The following is an 18,687-nucleotide window of genomic DNA, read 5'->3' on the forward strand; positions in this document are numbered from 1 at the left end:
GCCGCGCCTTAGCCAGAAGACGAATGAACACAACGCTTCGGCGCAGTGTTCATCCGGAATCAAGTTCAGCGTTACAATTTGCTCCATAGCCCCGTCGCCAAGCGGTAAGGCACCTGACTCTGACTCAGGCATTCGGTGGTTCGAATCCATCCGGGGCTGCCATACACGACAAAACCCGCCGCAAGGCGGGTTTTGTCTTTTCCGGAACCATGTTCCGGACATGCGTTTTTGGAACATGGTTCCGGATGCACGTTGCGACCGCGTGCGATGCGACAATCCCCCATCGATTGGAGCCGTGTTTGATGCCGCCCGTGACCAGTTTCCCGCCGCCCTGCGTGCCGCTTGCCGGCCTTGATGCCGCGTTGTGCGCGCGGGGCTTCGCCATCCTTTCCGCTGCCGACGTCGCCACGCTGGCGGGTGTTGCGCAGGAGGATCTGCGCGCGCTGGAACCGAGTTGGGATGAGTTGCGGCAGGACGACTACCTCAAGGACGGCGGGCGCTATCGCAAGCGCCGGCATGCCTGCTTCATCGTCGAAGGCGCAACGCTGGCGCAGGTGCCGCATCGCCGGCACTGGCAGCCGGTCGAGTACAACGCCCTGCACGGCGGCATGGAGCGCTGGTTCGAGCCCATCGACGTGTCCACACTCGCGCAGCCCGCGTGGGCGAAATTGCTGCTGGCGCTGGCCGGTGCGTGCTCGGCGCGGATGCCGGTCGCAAAGTGGCATGTCGAAGCCCACCAGTTCCGCATCGACACCGCCGATGGCCTGGGCCGGCCCACGCCGGAAGGCGCGCATCGCGATGGCGTGGATTTCGTCGCCGTGCTGCTGGTCGGGCGGCATGGCATCAAGGGCGGGGAAACGCGGGTGTTCGATGCCAGTGGCCCGGACGGCCAGCGCTTCACCCTGTCGGAGCCGTGGTCGCTGATGCTGCTGGACGATGCGCGGGTGATCCACGAATCCACCCCGATCCAGCCGGTCGGGGACTATGGGTATCGCGACACGCTGGTGGTCACGTTCCGGGCGTCGGCGTTTCTGGGCGACGATTGATCGCGATACAGTTACAATTGCAACCATCGAAACGCAACACGCAATGGCGAGGCCGCAATGAAGCTGGGTTCACTGAAGGAAGGCGGGCGCGACGGCACCCTGATCGTGGTGTCGAAGGACTTGTCGAAGGCGGTACGCGCGACCGGCATCGCGCCGACGCTGCAGCGCGCGCTGGAAGACTGGGAAACCGCTGCGCCGCGACTCAACGCGCTGTACGAATCGTTGAACGGTGGCGATGCCGATGGCGTGTTCGACCTCGACATGCAGGCGCTGGCCGCGCCGTTGCCGCGTGCCTACGAGTTCGTCGATGGCAGCGCCTACCTGCCGCACGTCGCGCGCGTGCGCCGTGCGCGCGGGGCCGAGGTGCCGGAAAGTTTCTACATCGATCCGCTGATGTACCAGGCGGTCAGCGCCGGCTTCTACGGCCCGCGCGATCCGGTGAAGGTGGTCAGCGAGGACTACGGCATCGACCTTGAAGCCGAGATCGTGATCGTCACCGATGACGTGCCGATGGCGGCAACGCCGGAACAGGCGGCAGCGCACATCCAGCTGGTCGGGCTGGTCAACGATGTAAGCCTGCGCAACCTGATTCCGCCGGAACTCGCCAAGGGCTTCGGCTTCCTGCAATCCAAGCCGCGCAGCGCGCTGAGCCCGGTGTTCGTCACGCCCGATGAACTGGGCGATGCGTGGCAGGGCAACAAGCTGCACCTGCCGCTTGTCACCCACATCAACGGGCAATGGTTCGGCGCACCGGAAGCCGGCGTGGACATGCAGTTCGACTTCGCCCAACTGGTGGCGCATGCCGCGAAAACGCGGCCGCTGTCTGCCGGCACGATTGTTGGATCGGGCACGGTGGCGAACGAGGACACGGCGCTGGGCGCGTCCTGCTTCGCCGAGCGGCGCACGGTGGAAACCCTGCGCGACGGCAAGCCATCGACACCGTTCATGTCCTTCGGCGACACCGTCCGCATCGAAGTATTGGACAAGGCCGGCAACAGCATTTTCGGTGCCATCGAACAGCGCATCGAGCATCAACCTGCGCCCTGATTGCACGGGCGGTCGCGGCGGGCCGGCGAACGGCCTTCCGCGCGCCGCGCGTGGCCGCTAATGTTTCGCGCAGGCGAATACGATGGGATGGCGATGACCGAAACGCTGCGGCTGTATTCCTACTGGCGCTCCAGCGCGGCCTATCGCGTGCGCATCGGCCTGAACCAGAAGCAGTTGGTGCATGAGATCGTGCCGGTGCATCTGGTGCAGGACGGCGGCCAGCAGCATTCGGAGGAATACCGCCAGCTCAATCCGCAGGAACTGGTGCCGCTGCTGCTGCACGGCAAGCGGCGGTTGTCGCAGTCGCTGGCAATCCTGGAATACGTGGACGAAGTCTGGCCCGACCTGCCGCTGCTGCCGGCCACCGCGCGCGAGCGTCACCGGGTGCGCGCGCTGTCGCAACTGGTGGCCTGCGACATCCATCCGCTCAACAACCTGCGCGTGCTGCAGCACTTCGAGCGCGCGTGGAGCGTGCCGCAGCCGGAACGCGACGCATGGGTGAAGCACTGGATCGAAGCCGGCTTCCGCGCGGCGGAGGCGATGCTGGCCGGGCATCCATCCACCGGTGATTTCTGCGAAGGCGATACGCCAGGTCTTGCCGACTGCTGCCTGATCCCGCAGGTTTACAACGCGCGCCGTTTCGGCGTGGACATGACGCAGTTCCCGGCCATCGAACGGATCGAGGCAGCCTGCCTTGCGCTGCCCGCATTCGATGCCGCGCGGCCGGAGAATCAGCCGGACGCTCCCGGCGGTGCCGTGTAGGCGGGGAGCTTGCTCCCCGCAACACCAGTGCCGAGCAAGCTCGGCACCTACCTCCCGCACCAGCAGCACCGAGCAAGCTCGGCACCTCGCGCGGATCAATGCGAGGCGAACACGTCCGCGTAGGGGTCGTGTTCGGCACCACCGCCTTCGGACAGGCGGAACTTCAGGGCCAGGCCGTCGCGGGAGTCGGCAGCCTTCAGTGCTTCCTCCATCTCGATCTTGCCTTCCTTGTACAGGCGGAACAGGCACTGGTCGAAGCTCTGCATGCCTTCCTGCAGCGATTCTTCCATCGCCATCTTGACCTCGTGTACCTGACCACGGCGGAGCAGGTCGCGGATCAGTGGCGTGTTGATGAGGACTTCGGTGGCCGGCATGCGCCGCCCGTCGATGCCCAGCACCAGCCGCTGGCTGACCACGGCCTTGAGGTTCAGCGCCAGGTTCATCAGCACGTTCTTGTGCGCGCCCTCGGGGAAGAAGTTGAGGATGCGCTCGATGGTCTGGTCGGCGTTGTTGGAGTGCAGTGTGGCAAGGCAGAGGTGGCCGGTTTCGGCGAAGGCAATCGCCGCTTCCATGGTGCGTTCGTCGCGGATTTCGCCGATCAGGATCACGTCGGGTGCTTCGCGCATCGCGTTCTTCAGTGCGGCGTGGAAGCTGTGCGTGTCCAGCCCGACCTCGCGCTGGTTGACGATGGATTTCTTGTGCCGGTGCAGGTATTCGATCGGATCCTCGATGGTGAGGATGTGGCCGGTGCTGGTGGTGTTGCGATAGTCGATCATCGAGGCCAGCGTGGTCGATTTGCCCGAGCCGGTGGAACCGACGATCAGCACCAGCCCGCGCGGGGCCATGATGATGTCCTTCAGCACCTGCGGCAGTTGCAGTTCCTCGATGCTGGGGATGTCGCTGCGGATGGCGCGGATCACCATGCCCACTTCGCCGCGCTGCTGGAACACGTTGACGCGGAAACGCCCCGAGTTCTGCAGCGCAATCGCCATGTTCAGTTCAAGCTCGCGCTCGAACTCGGCGGTCTGCGCCTCGTCCATCAGCGCGTAGGCGATCTTGCGCACCATGCCGGTCGGCAGCGTGGCATCACCCAGCGGGATCAGCTCGCCTTCGACCTTGATGTTCACCGGCGCGCCGGTGGTCAGGAACATGTCGGAGGCGTTCTTCTCCGACATGAGCTTGAGGAAATACTCGATGTCCATGCCTGCTCCTGCGTGACCGGCATTGCACTGGGGCCGGCAGCTTCCCACAATGATCGCGGACACCCAGGACGCCGCGCTCCCATGCAGACAAGCTTCGCACACTCGCGTACCTCCCGGCTTGCCCGGTTCGCAACCCTGTATGCCGCTACCGTGCTGCTGGTCACGGCTTGCGCCAGCCTGCCTCCGCCCACCGCCGAGCTGGAATCCGCCGCGCAGGCGGTTTCCCGCGCAGAGGCAGCCGATGCCGACCAGTACGCGCCCGCCGAATTGCAGCGCGCCCGTTCCGCCCTGCAGCGTGCGCAGGACGCGATGGCGCGCAAGCGTGCGGACGAGGCCCGCGAGGCCGCGCTGGCTGCCGCCGCCGAGGCCGATCTGGCGCGGGTGCGCAGCAGTGCCGAGCGCACCGGTGCGGAACTGCGGCAGCGTCAGGCCGAGGTCGCAGGGTTGCGTTCGCGCCTGCAGCTGGATGCCGGTGCGGAGCCGCAGAACCCGCTGGACATCCCGGTGCCGGCGCTGCCGGCGGAGCAGCGCATGCAGGCGCTGGATGCCGACAACCGGCTCAATCCCTTCGCACAGTACGAGCGCCTGCAGGCCCGGCAGGCGTTGGCGACGCTGGCTGCGGCGCGTCGCAGTGCGCTGGCGGCGGCGCTGGCACAGGCCGAGCGCCGGGTCGGCATCGCCGAGCAGGCGGCAAGGGTCGAAGCCGCACGCCGCGAGATCGAGCGGCAGGAACGCGAACGCGCCGAATTGCTGGTGGAAGCCAGCCGCCGTGACGCCGACCGCGCCCGCGCCGAAGCCGAGCGCCTGCGCATCGAAGCCCAGATCCAGGCCGAGGAAGCCGCGCGCCTGCGGGCGCAGGCGGAGCAGGCCGAAGCGGTGCTGGACAGTGCCCAGATCGACCGCAGCGCGCAGGTCGCCGCCGCGCGCGAAAAGGAAGCCGCGCTGGCACGCAAGGAGGCCGAGCTGGTGGCCGGCGCCTCCCTGCCACCGGCGCGTCGCGATGAGCGCGGCGACGTGTTCACGCTGGCCGGCGATGCGTTTGCGTCCGGGCAGGCGCAGCTGACGGCAAAGGCGGCAGCCAGCGTCAAGGCGCTGGGCATCTACCTGGCGGCGCTGCCGGGCGGCGCGGTGCAGGTGATCGGCCATACCGACAGCCAGGGCGAGGAAGCAGCCAACCAGTCCCTGTCCGAACGCCGGGCGCAGGCGGTGCGGGCGGCGCTGGTGCAGGCCGGATTGGCGCGTGATCGCAGCAGTGCGCAGGGCATGGGCGAGGCGCAGCCCGTGGCCGACAACACCACCGCCGCAGGCCGGGCGAAGAATCGCCGGGTCGAGATCATCGTGGCCGATAATCCCTGAAAAAACAGATATTTAACCGGGATTTCACGGTTCCGCAGCAGCGCCGTCACCGTTCATCGCCAAGGCTTGCAGGCGGGCGAGGGCGGGCGTAGTGTCGGATACCCGGGGGCATGCGATGCCGCTTCGCCACCCGGTCGGAGACCGGCCCATGCATGATCCGCTGGACAACAACCCGAAGACCGCCGCCGCAGGCCAGGATCGCGGCGGCAGGGGGCGGTGGCATCGAAAGGCCGGCTCCCTGCAATCCCCCAATGCCCGTAACGCCCCGCGCTGCGCACAGCCGGGGCGTTCGTGTTTCTGCATCCCCATTGCTCTCCAGCGGCCGCATCTGCGGTCGCGGATTCCCGGCAGGCCCCCACCTGCCATCACCCGCGCCGGCAAGGCCCACGGGCCACCCGGCGCATCGTTGAACCAGGAGGTTTCCATGTTCGAAGGACAGCCGCAGGCCGAAGTCGAAGCGAAGATGAAGGCGAGCCCCGAGTTCAGGCAGCTCTACTACCGGCATCAGGAGTTGAACAAGCAGGTGCTGGACGCCGAACTGGGCGTGTTGCCGCTTGACGACGCCACACTTGGCCAGATGAAGCGCGAGAAGCTCGCCGCCAAGGAACGCCTGCTGCGAATGTACGAAAGCATCCACTGACCCCCTGTGCGGGCGGCGCGCGGCCTCCTCGTCGGTCGCCGCTGCCCGCCATCACGCTGACGGGCCTGTTTCGGCCCGCTGGTAGAATGGCCGGCTCCGCCGCACTGCCGCAGGGTTCCATGGCGATCCACGATTCCGTCCTTGAACTGATCGGCGACACCCCGATCATCCGTGCCCGCCGCCTCGATGCCGGCCTCTGCACGCTGTACCTGAAGCTGGAAAGCCAGAACCCCGGTGGTTCGATCAAGGACCGCATCGGCCTGTCGATGATCGAAGCGGCGGAGCGTCGCGGCGACATCAAGCCCGGCGACACATTGGTGGAAGGCACCGCCGGCAATACCGGGATTGGCCTTGCGCTGGTGGCCCAGCAGAAGGGCTACAAGCTGATCCTCGTTGTCCCGGACAAGATGAGCCGGGAAAAGATCTTCAACCTCAAGGCGATGGGGGCGGAGGTGGTGCTGACCCGCAGCGACGTCGCCAAGGGGCATCCTGACTACTATCAGGACATGGCCGAGCGCATTGCGCGCGAAACGCCGGGTGCCTACTTCATCAACCAGTTCGGCAACCCCGACAACCCCGCCGCGCACGAGGCCGGCACCGGCCCGGAACTGCTGGAACAACTTGGCGGCAAGCTGGATGCCATCGTGTTCGGCTGCGGCAGCAGCGGCACCATGACCGGGCTGTCGCGCTACCTCGCCAAGGCATCGCCGGAGACCGAACTGGTGCTGGCCGATCCGGTCGGCTCGATCCTGGAGGAATACATCAATCGCGGCACGCTGAGCGAGAAGTCGGCGAGCTGGATGGTGGAAGGCATTGGCGAGGATTTCCTGCCGCCGGTATCCGACTTCAGCCGCGTCAGGAAGGCGTACGCAATCAGCGACAGGGAAAGCTTCCTGACCGCGCGCGAACTGCTGGCGAAGGAGGGCATCCTCGGTGGTTCCTCCACCGGCACGTTGCTGGCCGCCGCGTTGAAGTATTGCCGCGAGCAGACCGAACCGAAGTCCGTGCTCACCTTCGTCTGCGACACCGGTAACAAGTATTTGTCGAAGATGTACAACGACTACTGGATGCTGGACAACGGCTTCCTGGAGCGCGCGCAATACGGCGACCTGCGCGACCTGATCCTGCGCCCGTTCGCCGCGCGCGACACCGTGGTGGTTGGCCCGAACGATCTGCTCATCACTGCATGGCAGCGCATGAAGCTGTACGACGTGTCGCAGTTGCCGGTGATGGAAGGCGAGCGCATCGTCGGCATCGTCGATGAGTCCGACGTGCTGCTGCATGTCTATGGCGATGAAGCACGCTTCCGCGATCCGGTCTCCACCGCGATGGTGAGCAAGCTGGACAAGGTGGGCGTGCAGGCACCGATCGAATCGCTGCTGCCGGTGTTTGATCGCGGCCACGTCGCCATCGTGATGGAAGGCGAACGCTTCATCGGCCTGATTACCCGCATCGACCTGCTCAACTTCCTGCGCCGCCGCGTGCAGTAACCGCAAGGAAAGCGCGATGAGCAACAACAAGCACATGGGGCAGGGCACGCTGGCGATCCACGGTGGCCAGTCGCCAGACCCGTCCACTGGCGCGGTGATGCAGCCGATCTACGCCACCAGCACCTATGCGCAGTCCAGTCCGGGCGTGCATCAGGGGTTCGAGTATTCGCGCACACACAACCCCACGCGCTTCGCCTACGAGCGCTGCGTGGCTTCGCTTGAAGGCGGCACGCGCGGCTACGCCTTCGCGTCCGGACTTGCAGCCACTTCGACCCTGCTGGAACTGCTGGACAGCGGCGACCACGTCATCGCGATGGACGACCTCTACGGCGGCAGCTATCGCCTGTTCGAGCGCGTGCGCCGGCGCAGCGCCGGGCTGGATTTCAGCTTCGTTGACCTCACCGATGCGGCTGCATTTGAAGCCGCGATCACGTCGAAGACGAAGCTGGTCTGGATCGAAACGCCCACCAACCCGCTGCTGAAACTCGTCGATATCGCCGCGATTGCCGCCATCGCGAAAAAGCACGGCCTGCTGGTCGCCGTCGATAACACCTTCGCCTCGCCGATCCTGCAACGCCCGCTGGAACACGGTGCCGACATCGTCATGCACTCGGCCACCAAATACCTCAACGGCCATTCCGACATCGTCGGCGGCATGCTGGTGGTCGGTGACAATACTGAGTTGGCGGAACAACTCGCCTTCCTGCAGAACTCGGTGGGCGCGGTGCAGGGGCCGTTCGACAGCTTCCTCGCCCTGCGCGGCCTCAAGACCCTGCACCTGCGCATGCGCGCGCACTGCGACAATGCGCTGGCGCTGGCGCAGTGGTTGCAGACCCACGATGCCGTGCAGGATGTGATTTATCCGGGTCTGCCAACGCACCCGCACCACGCACTCGCGAAGCGGCAGATGGACGGCTTTGGCGGCATGCTCAGCATCCGCCTGAAGGGCGGCTTCGATGCCGCCAAACGCTTCTGCGAACGTCTTGAACTGTTCACGCTGGCCGAATCCCTTGGTGGCGTGGAATCACTGGTGAATCATCCTGCGGTGATGACGCATGCGTCGATTCCACCCGCGCGCCGCGCACAACTCGGCATCGGCGACGAACTGGTGCGGTTGAGCGTGGGGGTGGAGGATGTGGAAGACTTGCAACGCGATCTCGGGAATGCCCTCGCATGAAGCAAGTTTCGCAAGCACCATCTCCCGCACGAACGCATTTCTCGCGGACGCTCGTTCGGGATTGCGATGTCGATGCGTGGAAAGGCGCGCCGTTGGTGGTCTTTGCCGCCTGCGATGTTGCCTACCTGCGGCATGCGAAGGCGTTGATCAGCAGCATGGATCTTGTCTCTCCCGGCTACGATTTCGTGCTGCACATCGTCAATGCGAGCGAAGACGAACTGCAGGGCGCGGTTGATTTCGGCGATGCACTCACCGGAACGCGCCTGCATGTCACCGGCGAGGCGGTGACGCTCGATGACCCGGAGGCCATGCGCACCTATTACGCATGCGCCAGGTTTGTGCGCCTGGCCGAGTTGCTGGAGCGAACGGAAACCCCATTCCTCGTGCTGGATGCGGACGGGGTGTTCGTTGCCCCGATTGATCTGGACTTCACCGACAAGGCAGACGCCCAGCTGTGTCTGCCGATTCGCGGCCTTGAGGACGGCAACAATCCGCTGCATCTGCGCGTTGCTGCAGGAGCGGTGTGGGTGAGGCCGCTGGATTCGACCCGTGCGTTCTTCTCGGCAGTCGCGCATGACTTGCTCGGGTTGTTCGGCAAGGGAGAAGCGACCTGGTATGCCGATCAGGAAGCCCTCGCCAGGCATCTGCAGTCCGGCACCGGCAACGTGGTCGCGCGCAACATCAAGCAGAAGTACGTGGATTGGGATTTCGCGAAGGACGCCGTCATCTGGACGGGCAAGGGCAAGCGCAAGGATCTCGATCTCGGCTACATGCTGTTGCGCAACTGCTTCGACCCCGATCCCGAGCTGAGGATGCGGGCGCACGCGCAATGGGACGCGATCAGCCGGACCGCCGCGATGAAGCCTGACTCGGTTCTTGGCCGCATGTTCAAGCTCGACCGCAAGGGTGGCAAGCGCAGCTTCGCCATCTACCTGCCACGACTGGACTTGCCGTGGAAGGAAGGCGCGATGGGGCGTGGTGGCCCGCAGGCGCAGACGGAGGACGCCATCGAACTGCGCTTGTGGTGGAAGCGCTTCACGATGGCGCTGTCCCACGCACTGACCCGAAGTGGCTATTTCGTCAGCACCATCGAGATACCGGCATGGGATATCACGCCTGCGCGCGTGGACCAGGATGGTTTCGACTTCGCGTTCATTCCGCATCGCTGTCGTTCCGAGTTCCAGACCAGCCGGACGCCCGTGGCCTTCTACATGCAGGAGTTCTTCCGGCACGTGTTCGTCGTTGATGAGGACGGCTGGAGCGCGGCGTCTTCGGTCTATCCGGTGGATGCGGATCGGTTGCCGGGTGCCGTGCTCGGTGCATGGGACGACTACAGGGAGCGGTTTGCCCGCGGTGAACTGGCCTCGAAGATGGCGCAGGCACCATCGATGTCGCGGGATGATCTGCTCTCGAAGGGCATGATCCCGAGCGGGAAATATGCATTCTTCCCGTTGCAGATCCCGCATGACCAGTCGATCCGGAACTTCAGCGATGTTTCGCAACTGGATGCGTTGCTCGCCGCCGCCGAAGCCTTTGGCAAAGCAGGCATGGCGATGGTGTTGAAGGAGCACCCCGCCAACAGGGCGAGCGCCAATGAGTACCGCATGGCGCTGTCGGGGCAGCCGCACATCCATTGGAGCGATGCGAACGTCCATGACCTGGTGCGCTGCTCGCACGGCGTGGTGACGTTGAACAGTGGGGTTGGCTTCGAGGCGCTGATCGTTGGCAGGCCGGTCGTCACGTTCGCGCGGGTGGAGTACGACGCGGTTACCCATCACGCGACGCCCGCCACGTTTTGGAAGGCATGGAAGGCGGCGGTGACCGAGGACCCCGATATCCGCATGACCCGTTATTCCAGGTTCGTTGACTGGTTCCTGGCTCGTCATGCGGTGGACCTGTCGAGGCCCCATGCAGCCAGCCAGACGCTTTACAAGATCATCTCCAGGGCGATGGACAGGATCGAGGATGGGCAGGATGCCTGAGCCGACGAAGGGCATCCGCATGTTCCTGCGCCGGGCCGCAAGATCAATCGAAGTCGCGGCCATGCTGGTGCGGCGCGAACTGGTCGCGGATTTCGAGGTGTCGCGGATGAGCCTGCTGTGGCCCATAGGCTATCCGCTGGCCTATACCTTGCTGGTCGTGTTCATGCGTCCGGTGTTCGGTGGCGGCTTCATCGGATCCCACGCCGAGTTTGGCATGTACGTGTTCGTCGGCTTCTGCATCTGGCATTCGTGGTTCGAAGTCCTGCGCCGGCAAATGGATGCCGTCAAGGCGAACAAGTCGCTGGTGACACGCGCGGAGATCGGATCCTCCACCCTGTTCCTCATCACCCTGTTCTACACCGGGGCGCAATTGGTACTACGGCTGGTATTCGCCACGTTGTTCGCGGTATTCCTGCTGAAATCCGGGGCGTGGGCGATCATTGGCTTCGTGGCGTTCGCATTGGTCGCGTTGCTCAATGGCGCCGTCATCGGCGCACTGTTGCAGCCGTTCTCGACGCTGTCCCCCGATTTCGGCAAGGGAATACAAAGCATTTCGCTTGGCCTGCTGATCACCGGCGCGGTGTTTTTCCGCCTGCCAGCTGAACAGCCACCAACATTGGTGGCAATCGTCGGAATCAATCCGATGGGCGCACTGTTGAATCTGGCCAGAGCGCCCCTGTTCGGGGAAGCGCCGGTGGCTCCGCTTGCCTCGTATGTCTGGATTGCGGTCACGTTCCTGCTGCTGGCAGTGGTGCTCCTGCTTGGCCGACGCGTCATGCCCATCCTCATCGAACGCATCGGGAACTGAGCATGTCCGAACTCCTGCTGCGTGCCGATGGATTGGGCAAGAAGTACACCCGTTCGTTGCGGCGGTCGATCAGCTACGGCATGCGTGACGTGGTGGCGGAAGCGCTTGGCACGCGCAAGACAGAGACTTTGCGTGAGGATGAGTTCTGGGCCCTGCGCGACGTCAGTTTCGAACTGCGTCGTGGTGAATGCCTTGCAGTGATCGGTGGCAATGGTGCTGGCAAGTCCACCCTGCTCAAGACGCTTTCCGGCATCCTGTCGCCTGACCGAGGCACCATCGAGCGCAACGGCCGCATAGAGAAGATGATCGAGCTGTCGTCCGGCATGTCGCCTACGCTGACCGGACGTCAGAACGTTGCCCTGCGCTGCCGCCTTCTTGGCCTGTCGAAGCGTGAGACGGCGCAGCGTCTTGAAGAAGTCGTCGCCTTCGCCGAACTTGGCGAGTTCATCGATTCGCCGGTCAAGTACTACAGCTCCGGGATGAAGGCACGGCTGGGCTTCGCCACGACCGTGGTGATGTCCCCGGACATCCTCATCATCGATGAAGTCCTCGCGGTCGGTGACCTGGGTTTCCGCATGAAGTGCTACGAGCGCGTGGACGAGATGCGCCGCAGTTCCGCAGTCGTGCTGGTGACGCACGGGATGAATCATGTTTCCCGCATGGCGACGTCCTGTCTGGTCATGCACAAGGGGCGACCTGCCTACATGGGCAGCACGCAGGGCGGGATCGCGTGCTATCAGGAACTTGTCGGCAGCAAGTCGCCGGCGAAGGTGTCCAGCCACAATCCGGAGCTGATCGAGTTCCGGATGCTCTGCAACGGCGTGCCGCTGGATGGAGACGTCGTCAATTATGGTGATGTGGTGTCATTGGTGGGAACCCACAAGCACCATGAGCCATTGCACATGTGTTTCCTGCTGCACGAGAGCAATGGGCCCACGATTGCTGACTGGCACTCGAAGCGCAGCGGTTTCCTCGCGCGCTCCAGTGAGTCTTTCAGGCTGGATGTCGGGCCTGCCGAGCTCTGCCCCGGCTACTACCAGTGGGTGGCAGTAGGCATGGCTGCCGACGGGACGCAGCATTTCCTCAGCCCCCCGCTGCGGTTCAAGGTCAACGGCCTGCACCTCGGCACCACGCGCCTGCAGCCCATGGGCGCATGGTCGGTGGACGATGGTCACGCATCGAGGCAACTGGCATGAGCGACGAGAGCAGCGTGGTGTTCGAATTGCTCGGAAAGGCGTATCTGGTCGATGGCGGCTACGAGCCACCGCAGGGCGCGATCGAGCAAGCATCTGCCCTCGGAATGACCCCGGATGCCTGGCTCTGGGACGAGGTCTACATCGATTTCTATCCACGGCACCGCCGCTTGCGCACGCTTCGCGTTGCAACGCCGATCCGGGATGCCAGGTTGCAATCGCAATTGCATGGTCCGGGTCGTGGTGCGATCAGCGCGGAGCGGCTTGAAGCGCTTCGGCAGACGGGATGCGTGGGTGCCGATGCGTCGCTCGGCGAAGGCTTGGCCTGGCTGCTGCAACATGGGCCGGAAACGGTTGCCAGGTTCCCCGGTCATTACCGCTTCGCCGGCCCTTCGTTCGAGCGGCGGCATGAATCCAGCGATGGGATCGCGCCGGATACGCGCGCGCGTACCATCGCCGTGATCCTGAATTATCACAACCACGCCGATGTCACGATCACCTGCCTTGAGCATCTGGCGGCGCAGGTGCTGGATGCAGAGTTGGAACTGGTCGTGATCGACAATCGTTCCGATCCCGGCGAGCACAAGCGTGTGGATGCGGCGCTGTCGCGATTGTTCCCAAGCGACCGTCGTTCAGCGTTGTCGCGATGGTTCCGTGGCGGCGGGCGTTCGGTTCGCGTCCAGCATGTGTTGTACGACGCACCCTACAACCTGAGTTACCAGAACAATTTTGGCGTTGCGCTGACGTCTGCCGAAGCGGTTGTCCTGTTGAACAACGATTGCTTCATGCTGGATCCGGGTTGCCTGCAGACGATTGCGAACTGGTCACTGGTGCCGGGCATCGGCACCGTCTCGCCGAGGATCGTGGGACGGGGTGGGCGGCTCGTGAGCGCGGGCGTGCATGCGGGCATCGATTACGTGACCGGCGCGCAGCGGATCTGGGAGTGTGAATTCACGCCCTTGTCGGGGCTGGTGCGCTGGACGGCCGCAAATTGCACCGCCTGTGCGGCCATCAGCCGGGACGCGTGGTACGCAGTCGGCGGAATGGATACCTGGGCGTTCCCCTGCCAGTACGAGGATGCCGACCTGTGCCTGCGGATGTCGGAACACGGATATCGTCACCTGTACGTGGGCACGATGTCGGTTTTCCACGAGCCGGGTACATCCGAGCCAAGGCGGCAGGAAGAGTTCGCTCGCCTCATGCAGCGATTGTTCGAGCGTCACGCGCCGAATGGACTGGCGGGCGACTGGCCGGATTTCGAGGTCCTGCATGGCGTCGAGCTCCCCGCGCAGGCTGATGCCGGGAACTGGACAGGGGCGATCGAATTTTTCCGGCGGGCCGCAGGTTGGCAGAAGAAATACCAGGGCGAGGAGATTGATGATGCCGGCAAGCGGTTCATCGCTGACTGGCAGACGCTTGTCTCCATGTGCGAGGAAGCGCGCTCCGTGCCGACTTCCGCGGTCGATGCAGACGCCATGAACGAGGTGGAGCAGCTGCGAATGATGTTGCAGGGCGTGCAGGTCAGCCGCAGCTTCGCCGCGTTCAGCAGGAAAAGCTCGGTTGTGGCGTCATCCCTGATGACCGTCGAGTCGTACCTGCAGGATAAATACAACAAGACAATGGAAGGAGCCGAAAGGCCATGAAGGTTGAAATCGTCAAGGGCGTCACGGTCGGCAACGACCTGCCATTCGTGTTGTTCGGTGGCATCAATGTGCTTGAAGACTTGGACTCGACCCTGTTCGCCTGCGAAGCCTACGTGAAGGCGACGACGGCGCTGTCGATCCCGTTTGTGTTCAAGGCCTCGTTCGACAAGGCGAACAGGTCATCGGTCGATTCCTACCGGGGCGTCGGAATGGAGGTGGGGCTGCGGATCTTCCAGGAGGTGAAGCGTCGCTTCGACGTACCGGTGATTACCGATGTCCACGAGGAAGCGCAGGTCATGCCTGTCGCCGGAGTCGTGGACGCGTTGCAGGTTCCGGCATTCCTCGCGCGCCAGACCGATCTGGTCGTTGCGGTGGCCCGCAGCGGTCGCGTGGTGAACGTCAAGAAGCCGCAATTCATGAGCCCGTCGCAGGTGGGCCACATCGCCCGCAAATGTTTCCAGTCCGGCAATGAGCGGGTCATCCTGTGCGAACGCGGGGCATGCTTCGGCTACGACAACCTGGTGGTGGACATGCTCGGGTTCCGGCAAATGGCGGAAGCATGCAACGGCGCACCGGTGATTTTCGACGTGACGCATAGCCTGCAGATGCGTGATCCCGGCGCAGCCGCATCGGGCGGGCGTCGTCGGCAGGTCGTCGAGCTTGCAAGGGCCGGGATGGCGGTTGGGCTGGCGGGCTTGTTCCTGGAAGCGCATCCGGATCCCGACCGGGCCCGATGTGACGGTCCCAGCGCGCTTCCACTCGACCAGTTGCAACCGTTCCTTTCCCAGATCAAGGCAATCGACGATCTGGTCAAGGGAATGCCGGCGCTCGACATCCGCTGACATCGTGTGCGGATGGTCATGGACGATGGCGTGCAGGACATGAAGCAGGCAAGGATCGGCTGGTGTGTTTCGTCGCTGGACGCCAGGGTGGCGAGTGTCCGCTATCGGGCACTATTGCCGATGGTGGCGCTCGAGGCGATTGGCTGCAGAAGCGTGGTGTTCACAGCCGGCGCGAGTCCGCGATTGCGGGAGCTGGATGCCCTCGTCTTCGTCAAGAATTTCTCGCTGGAATGCGCCAACCTTGCCCAGCAAGCGAGGGCATTGGGCAAGCCGGTCATCCTCGACCTGTGCGACAACATCTTCATTGAGGATTACGGCAAGGGCAGAAGCATCAAGCCCGGCGATTTTTTCCTGTCGATGGCGGCGCGCGCCGATGCGATCGTGGTCACGACCGAAGCATTGGCCGATGTCGTGCGCGGAAAAGTGGGTGGCGTGCCCGTTCTGGTGGTGCCGGACGGGATGGACGACGAAGCCAGCCAGCGCCATGGTGAGCATGCCCTGGCATTGGCGCGCAGGCGGGCGGAAAACCCGCCGCTTCGTGATCGTCTTGAACTCTACCTGCAGCGACAGGATGCATTCCAGCCACGTGTCCTCGCACTGGCGGCGCGCAGCCTGTGGCGGCGCCTGCGTGGAAACCGCGGCCAGGATGAAACGCCGTCGCCTTCGGGCAACAAGAAGAAACCCGCCGGGCGAACCGGGAACTCGAAGCGCATCGTCGAAAGCCGTGCGCCAGAAGGGCGCTTCACGGCCGAGCGGCCAGCGCGGTTGCTCTGGTTCGGATCGCATGGTGCCCCGCATGCGCAGTTCGGGATGCTCGATCTGCTTGCCATCCGCGAAGACATCGAGGCCATCGCCGAAGAGTTTCCAGCGGAGCTGATCATCGTCAGCAATAATCGCGAAAAATACGAGAAACACATCTGCGATTTCGAGATCACGACCCGTTACGAGGAATGGTCGCCCGAGGTCGTTGCCCGGTGGCTGGCAAAGAGCCATGTGGTGTTGATCCCCAATTCGCTCGATGAGTTCAGCATCTGCAAGTCGGCCAACCGTGCAATCCATGCGCTGGCCGCCGGTGTCCCGGTGGTGGCGACGCCGACGCCGGCCATGCGTGCGTTTGCCGGATGCGTGGCACTGGACGGATTCCGTGAGGGCATTCGCGGTTATCTGCGTGATGCCGAAATCGCCAAGGCGCATGTTGCAAAGGCGCGCAACTTGATCGTGCAGGAGTTCGGGCCGCAAAAAATCGCCGGCGGCTGGATCGGTGCGCTGAACAAGGCGGAAGCGCATCGTCACCAGCAGTCCGATGCGAAGTCGCTGGATCTGGTCATCGCGCTCAATCTGATTCAAGACCTGGATCTTGCCCTCCCCTTGATCCGCAAGGCACGCGAACGAGGTCTGGCACTCGAGGTGTGGTGCAGCATCGCGTTGTTGCGGAAGTCGCCGCGTGTCGCGCGTGAACTTGCAACCTGCGACCTGCAGCCGATTCCGATCGTCACCGAGTCCATCGCTTCCAGCGGTTTTCCGCGCAACACCAAGGCCCTGCTCACGATCACCGAGACCAGCCTTGGCCCGCACAAATTCACCAATAGGCTGACCCGATTGGCGAAGGCTGCCGGAGTCCGTACTGCGACCATGCAGCACGGACTGGAAAACGTTGCGCTGACCTACAGCGATGAGGTGCACCCGGTTTCAGGCATCGAAATACTGGCGGATCGCATCTATCTGTGGGGTGGGCTGGACACGCTGCATCCCGATGTGAGCCCTGCAACGCGCGCGCGTTGCATCAGCATGGGTTGCACCAAGCCTGCGGTTGTGCCTGCTGCCGATGGTGCAGGATGCCTGTTGCCCGATGGCAAGCGCGTCGTCGGCGTGTTCGAGAACCTGCACTGGCACCGCTATTCCGACGAGTATCGAACGTTCTTTCTGGATGGCATCGCATCGCTGGCAGATGCATTCCCGGAGACATGTTTCTTGGTCAAGCCACACCACGCGGGGATGTGGTTGACCTCGCGCTTCACCGGGGAGCGTCCAGGCCAGTCGAACATCGTCATCGCCGATCCGGCGGACCCGCGCTGGGAGCCTTACACGGCCGGCGAACTGCTCGGCCACATGGATGCCGTCATCACCACGCCGTCCACGGTGGCGCTGGATGCAGCACGGCGCAGTCTTCCGGTTGCCGTGGTGGCACACGATTTGTCACTCGACCGCTACAACCCGCTGCCGCAGATCCGCGACCAGGCGGACTGGCATGCATTCGTTGCAGCGGCGATTGCAGGCGAGAACGGGCAGGATTTCCAGGCACGTGCCAGCGCATTCGTCGATTCGGCCATCAAGTCCGGGGATGCCGCCGCGCTGATCCTCGACGATCTCAAGAAGTAGGAAAACGCAATGCGAAACGACGATGCCAGCAGCATTCTGGTAACCGGTGGGGCGGGTTTCATCGGCAGCCGGCTGGTGAAAGCGCTGCGCCAATGTCATCCCGACGCACGAATCATGGTGCTGGACAACCTGCATCCACAGGTTCACGGCCCCGATGCATCGCCGCCCGTGCTTCCGGAAGGCTGCAGCTTCCTGATGGGAGACGTCGGCGAGCAGGAAGTGGTGGAACATGCTGTTGCCGAGTCGCGTCCGGCACTTGTGTACCACCTTGCGGCGGAAACCGGTACAGGGCAGTCCTACGACGAAGTCGTGCGGTATTGCAGGGCCAATGTGGCCGGAACGGCCAACCTGATTGCGGCCATTCGCCGCCACGCTGGCACGCGGCGCGTGGTGCTTGCTGCGTCGCGCGCGGTCTACGGGGAAGGCGGTTACCGGGATGCGCAGGGCCGGGAGTTTGTGGGCTTGCCGCGCGATCCTGCCGCGATGGCGCGAGGAGATTTCTCGGTCGGGGCACCACCAGGCTTCGAGCCGCCGTACCAGGCCATCGCCAGCCATGCCGGGTTGCCGCCGGCACCTGCGTCCATCTATGCATCGACGAAATTGATGCAGGAATACCTGCTGCAGCAGGCGGGCGAGGGGGCTGGCTGGGATGCAGTGATGCTGCGTTTCCAGAATGTCTACGGCCCCGGGCAATCCTTGCGCAACCCCTATACGGGCGTGCTCTCCATCTTTTGCAGCCAGTTGCTGGCGGGGCAGGGGCTTGCGATCTTCGAAGACGGCAACATCGCGCGCGACTTCGTGTTCGTCGATGACGTGGTGGACGCGCTGGTTCGCGCGGGCAGTGCGGATCTGCCGCACGGTGCCGTGCTGGACGTTGGCAGCGGAGAAGCGGTGACGATCCTGGAAGTGGCCCGGACATTGATGGAGGCACTGGGTGCTCCGGCAGATGCCTGCAGCGTGAGTGGTCAGTTCCGTGTTGGTGATGTTCGCCACGCCCGCGCCGATATCAGCGCGGCGCGGGCGTTGCTGGGATGGGAGCCGCGCGTGCGGCTCGCCGATGGACTGGGTCAACTGGCCCGATGGGCTGGGGCATAATGTCGGAGAGGAAATTGATGGCGAA

15 protein-coding genes and 1 tRNA gene are annotated in these 18,687 nt (G+C 64.2%); 15 read left to right on the top strand and 1 reads right to left on the bottom strand.

The genetic code is table 11. The features are described from left to right. The first annotated feature begins 87 nt into the window (after window positions 1–87). The 4 genes from QM612_RS01320 (at window position 88) to maiA (ending at window position 2,855) form a co-directional block, all read left to right on the top strand. Window positions 88–162, top strand: a tRNA-Gln gene (locus QM612_RS01320). A gap of 140 nt (window positions 163–302) precedes the next feature. Further along, complete coding sequence (locus QM612_RS01325) at window positions 303–1,046, top strand: 2OG-Fe dioxygenase family protein (protein ID WP_415252094.1); 744 nt, start codon at window positions 303–305, stop codon at window positions 1,044–1,046. A 57-nt stretch (window positions 1,047–1,103) separates the two neighbouring features. Next, on the top strand, window positions 1,104–2,093 hold the full coding sequence (locus tag QM612_RS01330) for a fumarylacetoacetate hydrolase family protein (protein ID WP_415252095.1): 990 nt from the start codon (window positions 1,104–1,106) through the stop codon (window positions 2,091–2,093). A gap of 93 nt (window positions 2,094–2,186) precedes the next feature. Next, the gene (gene maiA / locus QM612_RS01335; RefSeq protein WP_415252153.1) at window positions 2,187–2,855 is read left to right on the top strand and encodes a maleylacetoacetate isomerase; all 669 of its coding nucleotides are present in this window, start codon (window positions 2,187–2,189) and stop codon (window positions 2,853–2,855) included. A 95-nt stretch (window positions 2,856–2,950) separates the two neighbouring features. On the opposite strand, the gene QM612_RS01340 is transcribed toward maiA, so the two are convergent. Further along, window positions 2,951–4,057 carry a PilT/PilU family type 4a pilus ATPase gene (locus QM612_RS01340; protein WP_415252096.1) on the bottom strand — a complete coding sequence of 369 codons (1,107 nt, stop codon included), beginning with the start codon at window positions 4,055–4,057 and terminating at the stop codon, window positions 2,951–2,953. 81 nt (window positions 4,058–4,138) lie between these two features. On the opposite strand from QM612_RS01340, the gene QM612_RS01345 reads away from it, so the two are divergent. The 11 genes from QM612_RS01345 (at window position 4,139) to QM612_RS01395 (ending at window position 18,662) form a co-directional block, all read left to right on the top strand. Next, the gene (locus QM612_RS01345; protein ID WP_415252097.1) at window positions 4,139–5,413 is read left to right on the top strand and encodes an OmpA family protein; all 1,275 of its coding nucleotides are present in this window, start codon (window positions 4,139–4,141) and stop codon (window positions 5,411–5,413) included. A gap of 424 nt (window positions 5,414–5,837) precedes the next feature. Then, window positions 5,838–6,053, top strand: coding sequence for a YdcH family protein (locus QM612_RS01350; protein WP_415252098.1), 216 nt, complete (start codon window positions 5,838–5,840; stop codon window positions 6,051–6,053). A 119-nt stretch (window positions 6,054–6,172) separates the two neighbouring features. Next, window positions 6,173–7,543, top strand: coding sequence for a pyridoxal-phosphate dependent enzyme (locus QM612_RS01355; RefSeq protein ID WP_415252154.1), 1,371 nt, complete (start codon window positions 6,173–6,175; stop codon window positions 7,541–7,543). Window positions 7,544–7,559: 16 nt separating this feature from the next. Beyond that, entirely contained in the window at window positions 7,560–8,720 is a 1,161-nt protein-coding gene (locus QM612_RS01360) for a cystathionine gamma-synthase (RefSeq protein WP_415252099.1), read from the top strand. Between the two features lie 95 nt (window positions 8,721–8,815). Further along, the gene (locus tag QM612_RS01365; RefSeq protein ID WP_415252100.1) at window positions 8,816–10,702 is read left to right on the top strand and encodes a hypothetical protein; all 1,887 of its coding nucleotides are present in this window, start codon (window positions 8,816–8,818) and stop codon (window positions 10,700–10,702) included. Between the two features lie 19 nt (window positions 10,703–10,721). Further along, entirely contained in the window at window positions 10,722–11,510 is a 789-nt protein-coding gene (locus QM612_RS01370) for an ABC transporter permease (RefSeq protein WP_415252101.1), read from the top strand. 2 nt (window positions 11,511–11,512) lie between these two features. After that, the gene (locus QM612_RS01375; protein WP_415252102.1) at window positions 11,513–12,706 is read left to right on the top strand and encodes an ABC transporter ATP-binding protein; all 1,194 of its coding nucleotides are present in this window, start codon (window positions 11,513–11,515) and stop codon (window positions 12,704–12,706) included. Beyond that, window positions 12,703–14,346, top strand: a complete 1,644-nt coding sequence (locus QM612_RS01380; protein ID WP_415252103.1) for a glycosyltransferase family 2 protein — start codon at window positions 12,703–12,705, stop codon at window positions 14,344–14,346. The genes QM612_RS01375 and QM612_RS01380 overlap by 4 nt, the downstream gene beginning before the upstream one ends. Further along, on the top strand, window positions 14,343–15,188 hold the full coding sequence (gene kdsA, locus QM612_RS01385) for a 3-deoxy-8-phosphooctulonate synthase (RefSeq protein WP_415252104.1): 846 nt from the start codon (window positions 14,343–14,345) through the stop codon (window positions 15,186–15,188). The genes QM612_RS01380 and kdsA overlap by 4 nt, the downstream gene beginning before the upstream one ends. 12 nt (window positions 15,189–15,200) lie before the next feature. Continuing rightward, the gene (locus QM612_RS01390; RefSeq protein ID WP_415252105.1) at window positions 15,201–17,567 is read left to right on the top strand and encodes a glycosyltransferase; all 2,367 of its coding nucleotides are present in this window, start codon (window positions 15,201–15,203) and stop codon (window positions 17,565–17,567) included. Window positions 17,568–17,576: 9 nt separating this feature from the next. Then, window positions 17,577–18,662: an NAD-dependent epimerase/dehydratase family protein gene (locus QM612_RS01395; protein WP_415252106.1), complete on the top strand. Its 1,086-nt coding sequence runs from the start codon at window positions 17,577–17,579 to the stop codon at window positions 18,660–18,662. Window positions 18,663–18,687: the final 25 nt, after the last annotated feature.

This window comes from Thermomonas sp. (assembly GCF_047606765.1).
Classification (GTDB): domain Bacteria; phylum Pseudomonadota; class Gammaproteobacteria; order Xanthomonadales; family Xanthomonadaceae; genus Thermomonas.

Excerpts from the sequence above, each read along its gene's own strand:
- QM612_RS01325 (WP_415252094.1), top strand. The coding sequence starts at position 303 with ATGCCGCCCGTGACCAGTTTCCCGCCGCCCTGCGTGCCGCTTGCCGGC.
- QM612_RS01330 (WP_415252095.1), top strand. The coding sequence starts at position 1,104 with ATGAAGCTGGGTTCACTGAAGGAAGGCGGGCGCGACGGCACCCTGATC.
- maiA (WP_415252153.1), top strand. The coding sequence starts at position 2,187 with ATGACCGAAACGCTGCGGCTGTATTCCTACTGGCGCTCCAGCGCGGCC.
- QM612_RS01340 (WP_415252096.1), bottom strand. The coding sequence starts at position 4,057 with ATGGACATCGAGTATTTCCTCAAGCTCATGTCGGAGAAGAACGCCTCC.
- QM612_RS01345 (WP_415252097.1), top strand. The coding sequence starts at position 4,139 with ATGCAGACAAGCTTCGCACACTCGCGTACCTCCCGGCTTGCCCGGTTC.
- QM612_RS01350 (WP_415252098.1), top strand. The coding sequence starts at position 5,838 with ATGTTCGAAGGACAGCCGCAGGCCGAAGTCGAAGCGAAGATGAAGGCG.
- QM612_RS01355 (WP_415252154.1), top strand. The coding sequence starts at position 6,173 with ATGGCGATCCACGATTCCGTCCTTGAACTGATCGGCGACACCCCGATC.
- QM612_RS01360 (WP_415252099.1), top strand. The coding sequence starts at position 7,560 with ATGAGCAACAACAAGCACATGGGGCAGGGCACGCTGGCGATCCACGGT.
- QM612_RS01370 (WP_415252101.1), top strand. The coding sequence starts at position 10,722 with ATGTTCCTGCGCCGGGCCGCAAGATCAATCGAAGTCGCGGCCATGCTG.
- QM612_RS01375 (WP_415252102.1), top strand. The coding sequence starts at position 11,513 with ATGTCCGAACTCCTGCTGCGTGCCGATGGATTGGGCAAGAAGTACACC.
- QM612_RS01380 (WP_415252103.1), top strand. The coding sequence starts at position 12,703 with ATGAGCGACGAGAGCAGCGTGGTGTTCGAATTGCTCGGAAAGGCGTAT.
- kdsA (WP_415252104.1), top strand. The coding sequence starts at position 14,343 with ATGAAGGTTGAAATCGTCAAGGGCGTCACGGTCGGCAACGACCTGCCA.
- QM612_RS01390 (WP_415252105.1), top strand. The coding sequence starts at position 15,201 with ATGGTCATGGACGATGGCGTGCAGGACATGAAGCAGGCAAGGATCGGC.
- QM612_RS01395 (WP_415252106.1), top strand. The coding sequence starts at position 17,577 with ATGCGAAACGACGATGCCAGCAGCATTCTGGTAACCGGTGGGGCGGGT.